Origin of the sequence: Mesorhizobium sp. BR1-1-13 (assembly GCF_020165515.1) — a bacterium.
Classification (GTDB): Bacteria; Pseudomonadota; Alphaproteobacteria; order Rhizobiales; family Rhizobiaceae; genus Mesorhizobium.
The window spans coordinates 57,815-70,536 of sequence record NZ_JAIUIH010000014.1 but is presented as its reverse complement, the minus strand read 5'-3'; the positions used below and the strand labels follow the sequence as shown (position 1 = coordinate 70,536).

Genomic DNA, 12,722 nt, shown 5'->3' with positions numbered 1-12,722 from the left:
ATGTCAGACATCGTCCTGAAGACCGAAAACCTGACCAAGCGCTATGGCGGCGTGCATGCGCTGGACGGCGCGAACTTCGAGCTGCGCAAGGGCGAACACGTCGCCATCATGGGCGACAACGGTGCGGGCAAGTCGACTTTCGTGCGCCAGATCACCGCCGTCGAGCAACCGACCAGCGGCCAGATCTGGTTCGATGGCAAGCAAGTCAATTTTTCGGGCCCTATCGAGGCGCGCGAGGCCGGCATCGAGACCGTGTTCCAGAACCTGGCGCTGGCCGACGACCTCGACGTGCCGTCGAACCTGTTCCTTGGCCGCGAAAAAGTGCTGGTCAATCTGGGACCGTTTTCGATCCTGGACCGCCGGGGGATGCGCAAGGCGACTGAAGCCGCGCTGGTGCGCACGGCGGTGAAAATCCCCAACCTGTCGAACACCATCCGCCACATGTCGGGCGGCCAGCGGCAGTGCGTGGCGATCGCCAGGACCGCGACCTTCGCCTCCAAGCTGATCATCATGGACGAGCCGACGGCAGCACTCGGCGTGCAGGAGACCGCGCAGGTCGAGAACATCATCCGCACGCTGAAGGACAATGGCGAGCCGCTGATCCTGATCAGCCACAATATGCGCCAGGTGTTCGACCTTTGCGACCGCATCGTCGTGTTCCGGCGCGGCCGCATCGTCGCCAATCTGCGCAAGGAGAACACCGACGGAAACGATATTGTTTCCTACATCACCGGCGCCAAGACCGGAGAGGCCGAACTCGCGGCCTAGGCCGGGCGCGGAGGCGGCGGTCATCGCCTCCTGTCGATCTTGTCTTGACCGGAAAAACACCTGCGCGCATGACCGGCGCCCCGCCAACCTTCGAACCATTCCCCAGAGGAAACTTCCATGACTCTCCGCTTCGCCCTCCTCGGTGCCGGCCGCATCGGCAAGGTCCACGCCCGCGCCGTCGGCTCCAATCCGCAGGCCAAACTGGTGGCCGTTGCCGACGCATTCGAGAAGGCGGCGAGCGAGCTCGCCACGGCCTACGGTGCCGAGGTGCGGACAATCGATGCCATCGAGAAATCCGGGGATATCGACGCGGTCGTCATCTGCACGCCGACCGATACCCATGCCGACCTGATCGAGCGCTTCGCCAGGGCCGGCAAGGCGATCTTCTGCGAGAAACCGATCGACCTCGACGTCAAGCGCGTCGAGCAGTGCCTGGCCGTGGTCGAGAAGAACAAGGCGACGCTGATGGTCGGTTTCAACAGGCGCTTCGACCCGCATTTCGCCGCGGTGCGCAAGGCAATCGATGACGGCGCCATCGGCGCGGTCGAGATGGTGACCATCACGTCCCGCGATCCGGGCGCACCGCCGATCGACTACATCGCGCGCTCCGGCGGCATTTTTCGCGACATGACCATCCACGACTTCGACATGGCGCGCTTCCTGCTCGGCGAAGAGCCGGTGGCGGTCAGCGCGCATGCCTCGGTGCTGGTCGACAAGAAGATCGGCGAGGCCGGCGATTTCGACTCGGTCAGCGTCATCCTCGAAACCGCGTCGGGCAAGCAGGCCGTCATCTCCAATTCCCGCCGCGCCACCTATGGCTACGACCAGCGCATCGAGGTGCATGGCTCGAAAGGCATGGTGGCGGCCGAGAACCAGCGGCCGGTGTCGATCGAACTCGCCAATGAGAAGGGCTATACGCGCCCGCCGCTGCACGACTTCTTCATGACCCGCTATCTCGATGCCTATGCCATCGAGATAGCTTCCTTCATCGCCGCCGCGACGTCGGGCAAGAAGGCAGCACCGAGCGGGACGGACGGGCTCATCGCACTTCGGCTGGCGGATGCGGCGCTGAAATCGGCGACATCAGGCCAGACCGTTCGCCTCGACAAGTAACGACTTAAAGCACAGGAGCATAGCGATGAGCGCATCAGCCGGTCGCAATTCACAAACGCGCGCCATCGTCACCGGCGGCGCACAAGGCATAGGCTTCGCGGTCGCCGAGGCATTGGCGGACGAAGGCTGCCGGGCACTGGCGCTGATCGGCCGCTCGCAGGAAAAGGGCGACAAGGCAGTCGCCACCCTCAAGAAGTCGGGCGTAGACGCGATCTTCATCAGCGCCGACGTCTCCAAGGTGGCCGACTGCAAGCGCGCCGTCGCCACCGCGCTTTCGCATTTCGGCACCATCAATGCGCTGGTCAACGCCGCCGCCACGTCGGCGCGCGGCTCGCTGGTGGAGACCAGCGAGGAGCTTTTCGACACCATCTTCGACACCAATGTGCGAGGACCCTTCTTCCTGATGCAGGGCGTGGTGGCGCATCTGCTCGAGAAAAAGGTCCCCGGATCGATCGTCAACGTGCTGTCGATGTCGGCGCATACCGGTCAGTCGTTTCTGACCCCCTATTCGACCAGCAAGGGCGCGCTGATGACGCTGACCAAGAATGTCGCCAACGCCTACCGCTTCAACCGCATCCGCTGCAACGCCGTGCTGCCCGGCTGGATGGACACCGAGGGCGAGGACATCGTGCAGAAGAAATGGCATGACGCACCCGACGACTGGCTTGAGAAGGCCGAGGCCGCGCAGCCCATGGGCCAGTTGGTAAAACCGGATCAGTTGGCTCGGCTGATCAGCTACATGGTCAGCCCGCAGTCCGGCGTCATGACCGGCTCGCTGGTCGACTACGACCAGAGCGTCGCCGGGGCGTCGCCGGAATAGCGGCATAACATCGCCGAAAGGCCCACCGCGTCGCGGGGGTTCGGCATTTCCTGAAATGGCTCTCATCAGGATACGTGACAAACGCCGCCGCTTCGACTATATGAGCCGCATGATCCACCTGACCGCCACCTATTGGTACTTTAGCAGCTCGCTGGCGGCGGGAGGATTGCGCTCGATCTGAAGATTGCAGCAAACAGTCCGACAAGCCGCCAGACCTGGCGGCTTTTTTGTTTTCAGCCGGCAGGTCTCCCAACCAGGAGCAGAAGCCGTGTTGACCACCACAGACGACCTTCGGGTCAAGGAACTGAGACTGCTGAGCACGCCGGAAGAGGTGATGCGCGAGATACCGCGCTCACTCACGGCGACGCGCACCGTTGCCGCCTCGCGCAACGCCATCCACTCCATCCTGACCGGGGCCGACGACCGACTCGTTGTCATCGTCGGCCCTTGTTCCATCCACGATCCGGTCGCGGCCGTTGACTATGCCAGCCGTCTGGCGGCGCTGCGCGAGGCTCTGTCCGACCGGCTCGAGATCGTGATGCGGGTCTATTTCGAAAAGCCGCGCACGACGGTCGGCTGGAAAGGCCTGATCAACGACCCCGACCTCGACGGCAGCTTCAACATCGACAAGGGGCTGCGGATGGCCCGCAACGTGCTTTCCGCCGTCAACAATCTCGGCCTGCCGGCGGCGACCGAATTCCTCGACATGACGACGCCGCAATACATCGCCGACCTCGTCGCCTGGGGCGCCATCGGCGCGCGGACCACCGAAAGCCAGATCCATCGCGAGTTGGCCTCGGGCCTGTCCTGCCCGGTCGGCTTCAAGAACGGCACCGACGGCAATCTCAGGATCGCTGCCGAGGCGGTGAAGTCGGCCGCGCAGCCGCATCATTTCATGGCGGTGACCAAGGGCGGACGCAGTGCGATCGCGGCAACGACCGGAAACGAGGATTGCCATGTCATCCTGCGCGGCGGCGTCCAGCCCAATTACGATGCGGCAAGCGTCGAAGCCGCATCGGTCGAACTCGCCCGCATCGGTATCGCGCCCCGCCTGATGATCGATGTCAGCCATGCCAACTCAGCCAAGAAGCCGGAGAACCAGCCCAAGGTCGCGGCTGACGTGGCAGGACAGGTCGCGGCGGGCGACGAGCGCATCATCGGCGTCATGATCGAGAGCAACCTCGTCGCCGGCCGGCAGGACGTCGTGTCGGGCAAGCCGCTCGTCTACGGCCAGAGCATCACCGACGGCTGCATCGACTGGGCGGCCACGGAGACGGTGCTGCACGGCCTTGCCGGCGCCGTGGAATGGCGCCGGTCGGCGCGCCGCGCCTCGATGGAGAGCCGTCAGGGCGCCGCCTGATCTGGTAGGACCAATAGGGGCGGCGTTTCCGGTTTCAGCCCGGGATCACGCCGCCCTAGGACCGCAGCGCTCCACCTCACTTGCACGCCTCCGATCCGCGTGTTACATACTGAACCAAATGGTTCAGTATTCCGCGACCCGCCTGGATGCCTCATTCGCCGCGCTTTCGGACGCCACCCGACGCGGGGTTCTGGAGCAGCTCGGCCGTGCGGATGCTTCGATCACGGACCTGGCCCAGAAATTCCACATGACCCTCACGGGCATGAAGAAGCATGTCGGCGTCCTGGAGGAGGCGGGACTCGTCACGACGCGGAAGGTCGGGCGCGTGCGGACCTGCAAGCTCGGCCTGCGCCGCCTGGAGGAGGAGACGGCATGGATCGAGAGATACCGCCAGCTCTGGGCCGCACGCTTCGACGAGTTGGACAAGGTTGTCGAGGAAATGAAACGAAAGGAGGAAGCCGATGGACGAAACAAGAGCGAATGAGCCCACCCCCATGCAGAACCGCACGACGGTGGAACGGACGTCGGACCGGGAGCTGGTCGTTACGCGAAGCTTCGACGCGCCGGCGCGCATCGTGTTCGAGGCGTGGACCAAGCCCGAGCTGTTCAAGCAGTGGTGGGTGCCGAAGTCGATGGGCATGTTCCTGCGTTCGTGCGAGATGGATGTTCGTGTGGGAGGCGGGTACCGTTTGGTGTTCGGGCATGATGACTCGCAGCCCGCCGAGTTCTTCGGCAGGTATCTCGAAGTGACACCGCCCTCGCGCCTCGTCTGGACCAATGACGAAGGTGGTGACGGCGGACCCGTCACCACGGTGACCTTCGAGGAAAAAGGCGGCAAGACGCTGCTGGTCATGCGCGAGCTCTATCCCTCGAAGGAAGCCCTCGACGCCGGCGCCGGGGCGGCGGATGCGATGTCCGAGCAATTCGAGCAGCTGGACGAGCTTCTCGCCACGCTGAAGGGCGCCGCCTGATTCGGTCGGCGCCAGAAGGGCGGCGGTTCGGTCTAGCCGGACATTACGCCGCCCTCAGTCCTTCCCATGCGGTGAACACGGAAACCGCGAAGAGCAGCAGCCCGGCCGCCCGGCCGGCAAGAATGGTCGCCCGTGGATTGGCGATCAGAAGCTTGCGGCTGCGACCGGCCGATATTGCGAGCCCACCATAGATCGCGGCCTGCGTCAGCACGGTCAGCAGGCCCATCACCGTCGCCTGCATCCAGATCGGGCCGTAGTCCGGTTTCAGGAACTGCGGATAGACGGCGAGCACGAAGAGATAGGCCTTCGGGTTGATCAGGCAGGTCACAAGACCTTGGCGAAACGCCTTCCATGCCGAGCGGCTGCCGGCGGGCCCGTCGCGACCGACAGTGATGGAGCTGCGCATAAGCGTGATGCCGATGAAGGCCATGTAGGCGGCGCCTGCAATCAGCAGCGGCTTGAACAGGATTGGCAAGAAATGCATCAGCAGGCCGACGCCGATCGCGCCATTCAGCGTGTGCACCATGCCGCCAACCATGATGCCGCCGGTCGCGGCAAGGCCCCTGTCGCGCCCGCCGGTTAGCGCATTGGCCAGCACGAACAGCATGTCCATGCCTGGAACGGCGATGATGCCGAACAGCAGGATAAAGAACAGCCAGAGATTTTCAGCATAGCCCATGTCAGTTGCCTGTTGCCCCACTCGGCCCAGCCGCAGCGGAACCTGTTGATTTTCAATCCGATAGACGGTCCTATAGGTCGACCCAACTGACGATGATGTGTCAGTTGTGATCGGCACCGGGGTGAGAAAAATGCGCAAGGCGTCGCGCCTGTTCGAGATCATCCAGATCCTGCGGCTGGCGCGGCAGCCGGTGACGGCGGCAATGATTGCCGCGCAGCTGGAGGTGACGATACGCTCGATCTATCGCGACATCGCAGCGCTTCAGGCCATGCGCGTGCCGATCGAGGGCGGGAGGGGCATCGGCTATATCCTGCGCCCCGGCTTCGACTTGCCACCGCTGATGTTTTCGATCGAGGAGATGGAGGCGATCGTGCTGTCGTTGGCGCTGCTGGAGCGCACGGGCGACGATGAGCTCAAGCAGGCGGCCAAGCGCGTCGGCGCCAAGATCGCCGGCGCCGTACCGCCGCCTTTGCGCCAGACGCTCGACGCCAATGCGCTGCATGCGTGGGGATTCGCCGCGCCCTCTGCAGGTGCGATCGACCTGGCGCTGGTGCGCCGCGCCATACGCGACGAGGAGAAGCTCGACCTCTCCTATCGCGACGAGCTTGGCCGCGCTTCCGAGCGCCTCATCCGCCCGATCGCGCTGATCTATTATGCCGAGACCGCCAACATCGTCGCCTGGTGCGAACTGCGCCAGGCGATCCGCAATTTCCGCAGCGACCGCATCGAGGATTGCCAGCCGACAGGACTGCGCTTCAAGGGCGAAGGCGACCGGTTGCGGCAGATCTGGGTGAACGGGTGGGAGGTCAATGCAGCGGCCGCAGGCTAAACCGACCAGCGCAGCGAACTCTACCTTACCTCCACCCAGCGCTTTTCCTCGAACGATCGCGCCATCGCATGAACGGTGCGCTCGATCTCCAGACCTTCGTCGAATTCAATGAGCCGCGCCGGTCTGCCGGCGAGCCGGGTCAGCAGTTCATGGCATTCGATGATCTTGAGATCGTTGAAGCCGAGGCTATGCCCGGGCGCGGGCACGAACAGGTCGTAGGGCTTGTGCTGCGGCGCCACCAGGATGGTGCGATACCCCTGTTCGGTGGAGCGATCCGATGTGAGGTAGAGTTGGAACTCGTTCATCCGCTCCTGGTCGAACAGGATCGAGCCCTTCGAGCCGAAGATCTGGACGGCGATGCGGCCCTTGCGGCCCCAGGCCGAACGGTTGACCTGCAAAGTGCCGGCAACGCCGTTCTCCAGATGCATCAACACGCTCGCGATATCATAGGTCTCGACCGCGCGGCGGCCGCCGGCGGCCAGCTTGCGATCCGCATAGGGCTTGGCCATGTCGCAGATGACGCTGGCGACGCGGCCGAACAGGGCCGACACCAGCGACAGCGGATGCACGGCGAAATCATCGAGCGCGCCATAGCCGGAAGATGCCTCGTGCTTCCAGAAGAACAGCGCCTCGGGATCGGCCATGAAATCCTCGTCCATCTCGATGCGCAGATGGTTGACCTCGCCGATGATCTTCTCGTCGAGCAGCGCGCCGATATGGCGGATGGCCGGGCTCTGGATGTAATTGTAGCCGAGCGCCGCGACCTTGCCGGATCTCATCGCCGCGGCCGCCATTGCCTCGGCTTCGGCGAAGCTCGGCGCCATCGGCTTTTCGCACCACAAATGCTTGCCGGCCTCGAGGATGGCGATCGCCATTTCCGGATGGAACTGGTTGGGCGTGGTCAGCGAGACGACGTCCACTTCGGGGTCGTTGACTACGGCGCGCCAGTCGCCGGACGCCCTGGCGAAACCGAACTCACCGGCCTTGCGCCTGGCGAGATCCTCATTGACCTCGCCGAGATGGACAAGCCGTGGCTTGGTGACGTCCGGAAAGACGGCGCCGACGGCGCTCCACGCGATGGCGTGGCACTTGCCCATGAACCCCGTGCCGATGAGACCGACGCCGACCATTTCCGTTCCTCCACTGCCACAAGCGTTGCGTGGATGAATTAGTCCATTTTTGTTCGGAATGGAATGTCTGCCTCATTTTTTATGGTGTTCTTGCGCAGCCTCGCTATGATGGGGCAGAGAGGACGCTTCACCGATGAGCTTGGACGGGCCGACGATGGACGAACGGGTACCTCGCGACTTCGAGACGCTGCGCGCCACGATCCTCGATCGGCGCGATAGCCTGCCCAAGCGCATCGCCCAGATCGCCGCCTATGCGCTCGACAATCCCGACGACATCGCCTTCGGCACCGCCGCCAGCATCGCCGCCTCGGCCGGCGTGCAGCCTTCGACGCTGATCCGCTTTGCCCAGCAGCTCGGTTTCGACGGCTTCACCAGCCTGCAGCAAGTGTTTCGCGAACGGCTGCGCGAGCGCAACTCCTCCTATGACGAACGATTGCAGGCGCTGCGCGCCAAGGCCGAGGGCGGCGCCGGCCACCGGGCGATCTTCGACGGCTTCGTCGCCGCCGCCAGCACCTCGCTCAACGACATTTCGCGCACGCTCGACGACGCCCATCTGGAACAAGCGATTTCCCTGCTGGCCAAGGCGCAGACTATCTATGTGCTGGCCAAGCGGCGCTCCTATCCGGTGGCGTCCTACATCGCCTATGCGCTGGGCAAGCTGAAGATCCGCAACCAGCTGATCGAATCGGCCGCCGGCCTGAACGCCGAGATGGTCAGCTTTGCGACGCCCGCGGATGCCGTCGTCGCCATTTCCTTCTCGCCTTATGCGCCGGCCACGATCGAGGAGGCGCGCACGATTTCGGAACAGGGCGTGCCGATCATCGCCATCACCGACAGCTCGTTCTCACCGCTTGCGCAGTTCGCCAGCGTCTGGTTCGAGGTTGCCGAGGCGGATTTCGCCGGCTTCCGCTCGCTGTCGGCGACGATGGCGCTGGCCATGGCGCTGACGGTCGGCGTCGGCGAGAAGCGGCGCAACACCGGCAAAGTGCGCAAGGCCTGAGTGGAAGACAAAAAGGCAATTTTAGATCAGGGAATACTCATTCCATATTGACTATGGATTGGAATTATTATTTCATATTTTTGGCGCCACGCTGCCGCTCGCGCGTGTAACCCAACACAACAAGCCCGACGGGAGGTTCCAATGAGCGAAGCCGTGGACGCGAAATACGCTGCGCTCGACGTCATCACCATCGGTCGCGCTTCCGTCGATCTTTACGGCCAGCAAATCGGTTCGCGGCTGGAGGACATCACCTCCTTCGCCAAGTCGGTCGGCGGCTGCCCGGCCAATATCTCGGTCGGCACGGCGCGGCTCGGCCTGCGTTCGGCGCTGCTGACGCGGGTCGGTGACGAGCAGATGGGCCGCTTCATCCGTGAACAATTGAAGCGCGAAGGCGTCAACACCGACGGGCTGAAGACCGACAAGGAGCGGTTGACCGCGCTGGTGCTGCTTTCGGTCGAGAGCGAAGGCGTTTCGCCAATGATCTTCTACCGCTCGGATTGCGCCGACATGGCGCTGGCCGAGGAGGACATCGACGAGGCGTTTATTTCCTCGGCTCGCGCGGTCGTCGTCACCGGCACGCATTTTTCCCGCCCCAACAGCGATGCCGCCCAGCGCAAAGCGATCCGCATCATGAAGGCCAAGGGCGGCAAGGTCGTGTTCGACATCGACTACCGGCCGAACCTCTGGGGCCTGGCCGGCCACGCCGAGGGTTTTGAGCGCTACGTCAAGTCCGACCGCGTCTCGGCGCAGTTGAAGACGGTGCTGCCCGATTGCGACCTCGTCGTGGGTACCGAGGAAGAGATCATGATCGCCTCGGGCGCCGACGATTGCCTGAGCGCGCTGAAGACGATCCGTTCGCTCTCCCCGGCCACCATCGTCTTGAAGCGCGGCGCCATGGGCTGCATCGTCTATGACGGGCCTGTCAGCGACGATCTCGAGGACGGCGTCGTCGGCAAGGGTTTTCCGATCGAGATCTACAACGTGCTTGGCGCCGGCGATGCCTTCATGTCGGGCTTCCTGCGCGGCTGGCTCGGCGGCGAAAGCCTTGCCACGGCGGCGACCTGGGCCAATGCCTGCGGCGCCTTCGCCGTGTCGCGGCTCTTATGCGCTCCGGAATATCCGACCTTCGAGGAATTGCAGTTCTTCCTCAAACACGGCAGCAGGCATCTGGCCTTGCGCAAGGACGAGGCGATCAATCACATCCATTGGGCGACGACGCGCCGGCGCGACATCCCCTCCCTGATGGCGTTCGCCTGCGACCACCGGGTGCAGCTCGAGGATGTCGCGGCCAAGGCCGGCGCCGATGTCTCGCGCATCGAGGATTTCAAGGTGCTGGCGGTCAGGGCGGCGGCGAAGGTCGCCGCCGGCCGCGACGGCTACGGCATGCTGATCGATGAAAAGCATGGCCGCGAGGCGATGTTCGAATTCGCCAGGCATTCCTTTGTCTGGCTCGGGCGGCCGGTGGAGCTGCCGGGCTCGCGGCCGCTGCGTTTCGAGTTCTCGCAGGACATCGGCTCGCAGCTCACCGAATGGCCTGTCGACCACTGCATCAAATGCCTGTGCTTCTATCATCCCGACGATCCGCCGGACCTGAAGGAGGAACAACAGCAGGAATTACGCGCACTGTTCGAGGCCGCGCGGAAAGTTGGGAGGGAGCTTCTCATCGAGATCATCGCCGGCAAGCACGGCAAACTCGACGACACGACCATCCCGCGTGCGCTGGAAGAACTCTATGCGCTCGGCATCAAGCCGGATTGGTGGAAGCTCGAACCGCAGGCATCCGCAGGCGCGTGGACGAAGATCGAGGCCGTGATCCTGAAGAACGACCCCTGGTGCCGCGGCGTCGTGCTGCTCGGCCTGGAGGCCCCGCAGGACGAATTGGAGGCCGCCTTCGCAGCGACGGCCAAGGCGCCTATCGTCAAGGGTTTCGCGGTCGGCCGCACCATCTTCATCAACGCCGCCGAACAATGGCTTTCCGGCAGGATGTCGGACGACGAAGCGATTGCCGACATGGCATTGCGCTTCGAGCAGCTGACCGAGGCATGGCTTGCCGCGCGCGGCCGTAAAGCAGCATAAGAAGGCACGGGCACAGGGACTGCGGAGGAAACCAATGACCAAGACAATCCGCCTGACGATGGCGCAGGCGCTGACCCGTTTCCTGAGCAAACAGATGACCGAAATCGATGGCGCAAAGGTACCGATCTTCGGCGGCGTCTGGGCGATCTTCGGCCATGGCAATGTCGCCGGCATCGGCGAGGCGCTCTACCAGGTGCGCGACGAACTGCCGACTTTCCGCGCACACAACGAACAGGCGATGGCGCATGCGGCGATCGCCTATGGCAAGGCCAATTTCCGCCGCCGCTTCATGGCCGCCACCTCCTCGATCGGGCCTGGCGCGCTCAATATGGTGACGGCGGCGGCACTTGCGCATGTAAACAGGTTGCCTGTCCTGTTTCTGCCGGGTGACGTCTTCGCCAACCGCGTTCCCGATCCGGTGCTGCAGCAGGCCGAGGATTTTTCCGACGGCACGGCGACGGTCAATGACTGCTTCCGTCCGGTGTCGCGCTATTTCGACCGCATCACGCGGCCGGAGCAGATCATCCCGGCGCTCAACCGCGCCTTGGCCGTGCTGACCGACCCGGCCGAATGCGGGCCTGTGACCTTGTCGCTCTGCCAGGACGTGCAGGCCGAGGCCTATGACTATCCCGAGAGCTTCTTTGCCGAACGGGTCTGGCGCCAGCGCCGGCCGCGCCCGGATCGGGCTGAATTGGCGGCCGCAGTCGCGGCGCTCAAGGGCGCCAGCAAGCCGCTGGTGATCGCCGGCGGCGGCGTGCTCTATTCGCAGGCCTCGGACGAACTGGCGAAATTCGTCGAAGGCGCCGGCATTCCGGTCTGCGAGACGCAAGGCGGCAAATCCTCGCTGCCGGACGATCATCCGCTCAACATGGCGGCGGTCGGCGTCACCGGCACATCGGCCGCCAACCGGCTGGCGGAAGAGGCCGATGTCGTGCTCGCCGTCGGCACGCGCCTGCAGGACTTCACCACCGGCTCCTGGGCGCTGTTCAAGAATTCGGGCAAGACCATCATCGGCTTGAATGTGCAGCCTTTCGATGCCGGCAAGCACCGGGCGCTGCCGCTGGTGGTCGACGCCGCCGAAGGCTTGGCTGAACTCGGTGCCGCGCTGAAGGGCTGGAAGGCGCCATCCGGCTGGACCGACAATGCGGCAGCCGGCAAGAAAGAATGGCAGGCCGAAGCCGCCAAGGTGACGGCGTCGACCAATGCCGCCTACCCTTCCGACGCGCAGGTGATCGGCGCCGTGCAACGCGCCATGGGCTCCGGCGTGACGCTGCTCAATGCCGCCGGCGGGCTGCCGGGCGAATTGCACAAGCTCTGGCAGGCCGGCGCGCCCGGCTCGTATCATGCCGAATACGGCTTCTCGACCATGGGCTACGAGATCGCCGGCGGGCTCGGCACCAAGATGGCCAAGCCCGGGGAAGAGGTCGTCGTCATGATCGGCGACGGCTCCTACCTGATGCTCAATTCCGAGATCGCTACCTCGGTGATGCTCGGCCTGAAGCTGACCATCGTGCTGCTCGACAACAGGGGTTTTGGCTGCATCAACCGGCTGCAGATGGCGACCGGCGGCGCCAACTTCAACAATCTCCTGAAGGATGCGCGCCACGAGGTGCTGCCCGACGTCGATTTTGCCGCGCACGCCGCGAGCATGGGGGCCATCGCCGAGAAAGTGCCGTCCATCGCGGGATTGGAGAATGCGCTGGAACGATCGAAAAAGAACGACCGCACCACCGTTCTGGTCATCGACACCGATCCGCTGGTTTCCACCGATGCCGGCGGCCATTGGTGGGACGTGGCGGTGCCGGAAGTCTCCGAGCGCAGCCAAGTGAACGCGGCGCGCAAGGTCTATGATGAAAAACGGCGGATGCAGAGCGTCGGCGATTGACCTCGGCGCTGCCCCTCACCCCAACCCTCTCCCCGTGAAGAACGGGGAGAGGGGTCGCCAACGTCGCAGCTTCTCCCTTCTCCCCGTCCTT

The 12,722-nt window shown here is 64.3% G+C and carries 13 protein-coding genes; 11 read left to right on the top strand and 2 right to left on the bottom strand.

The genetic code is table 11. The features are described from left to right. The 7 genes from LB533_RS25965 to LB533_RS25940 all read left to right on the top strand — a co-directional run bounded on the left by LB533_RS25965 (position 1) and on the right by LB533_RS25940 (position 5,032). On the top strand, positions 1–768 hold the full coding sequence (locus LB533_RS25965) for an ATP-binding cassette domain-containing protein (protein WP_140643865.1): 768 nt from the start codon (positions 1–3) through the stop codon (positions 766–768). A gap of 117 nt (positions 769–885) precedes the next feature. Next, positions 886–1,881 carry an inositol 2-dehydrogenase gene (gene iolG / locus LB533_RS25960; protein ID WP_224678518.1) on the top strand — a complete coding sequence of 332 codons (996 nt, stop codon included), beginning with the start codon at positions 886–888 and terminating at the stop codon, positions 1,879–1,881. A gap of 25 nt (positions 1,882–1,906) precedes the next feature. Then, positions 1,907–2,701: an SDR family oxidoreductase gene (locus tag LB533_RS25955; protein WP_224678517.1), complete on the top strand. Its 795-nt coding sequence runs from the start codon at positions 1,907–1,909 to the stop codon at positions 2,699–2,701. Between the two features lie 55 nt (positions 2,702–2,756). Beyond that, positions 2,757–2,882, top strand: coding sequence for a hypothetical protein (locus LB533_RS29940; protein ID WP_263487693.1), 126 nt, complete (start codon positions 2,757–2,759; stop codon positions 2,880–2,882). Between the two features lie 87 nt (positions 2,883–2,969). Continuing rightward, positions 2,970–4,061, top strand: a complete 1,092-nt coding sequence (locus LB533_RS25950; RefSeq protein WP_224678516.1) for a 3-deoxy-7-phosphoheptulonate synthase — start codon at positions 2,970–2,972, stop codon at positions 4,059–4,061. Between the two features lie 118 nt (positions 4,062–4,179). Next, the gene (locus tag LB533_RS25945; RefSeq protein WP_224678515.1) at positions 4,180–4,545 is read left to right on the top strand and encodes an ArsR/SmtB family transcription factor; all 366 of its coding nucleotides are present in this window, start codon (positions 4,180–4,182) and stop codon (positions 4,543–4,545) included. Next, complete coding sequence (locus LB533_RS25940; protein ID WP_224678514.1) at positions 4,523–5,032, top strand: SRPBCC family protein; 510 nt, start codon at positions 4,523–4,525, stop codon at positions 5,030–5,032. The genes LB533_RS25945 and LB533_RS25940 overlap by 23 nt, the downstream gene beginning before the upstream one ends. A gap of 43 nt (positions 5,033–5,075) precedes the next feature. Here LB533_RS25940 and LB533_RS25935 read toward each other — a convergent pair whose 3' ends face one another. Further along, positions 5,076–5,711: a LysE family translocator gene (locus tag LB533_RS25935; protein WP_224678513.1), complete on the bottom strand. Its 636-nt coding sequence runs from the start codon at positions 5,709–5,711 to the stop codon at positions 5,076–5,078. Positions 5,712–5,841: 130 nt separating this feature from the next. Between LB533_RS25935 and LB533_RS25930 the strand changes: the two genes are divergently transcribed. After that, the gene (locus LB533_RS25930; RefSeq protein WP_140491254.1) at positions 5,842–6,540 is read left to right on the top strand and encodes a helix-turn-helix transcriptional regulator; all 699 of its coding nucleotides are present in this window, start codon (positions 5,842–5,844) and stop codon (positions 6,538–6,540) included. A 20-nt stretch (positions 6,541–6,560) separates the two neighbouring features. On the opposite strand, the gene LB533_RS25925 is transcribed toward LB533_RS25930, so the two are convergent. Continuing rightward, a complete protein-coding gene (locus LB533_RS25925; RefSeq protein ID WP_140643886.1) occupies positions 6,561–7,670 on the bottom strand; it encodes a Gfo/Idh/MocA family protein in 1,110 nt (369 codons plus the stop codon). Positions 7,671–7,824: 154 nt separating this feature from the next. Here LB533_RS25925 and LB533_RS25920 point away from each other — a divergent pair, with 154 nt between their 5' ends. The 3 genes from LB533_RS25920 (at position 7,825) to iolD (ending at position 12,631) form a co-directional block, all read left to right on the top strand. After that, entirely contained in the window at positions 7,825–8,670 is an 846-nt protein-coding gene (locus tag LB533_RS25920; protein ID WP_181169592.1) for a MurR/RpiR family transcriptional regulator, read from the top strand. A gap of 141 nt (positions 8,671–8,811) precedes the next feature. Then, positions 8,812–10,746 carry a bifunctional 5-dehydro-2-deoxygluconokinase/5-dehydro-2-deoxyphosphogluconate aldolase gene (locus LB533_RS25915; protein ID WP_224678512.1) on the top strand — a complete coding sequence of 645 codons (1,935 nt, stop codon included), beginning with the start codon at positions 8,812–8,814 and terminating at the stop codon, positions 10,744–10,746. A gap of 34 nt (positions 10,747–10,780) precedes the next feature. After that, a complete protein-coding gene (iolD, locus tag LB533_RS25910; protein ID WP_224678511.1) occupies positions 10,781–12,631 on the top strand; it encodes a 3D-(3,5/4)-trihydroxycyclohexane-1,2-dione acylhydrolase (decyclizing) in 1,851 nt (616 codons plus the stop codon). The last annotated feature ends 91 nt before the right edge of the window (positions 12,632–12,722 follow it).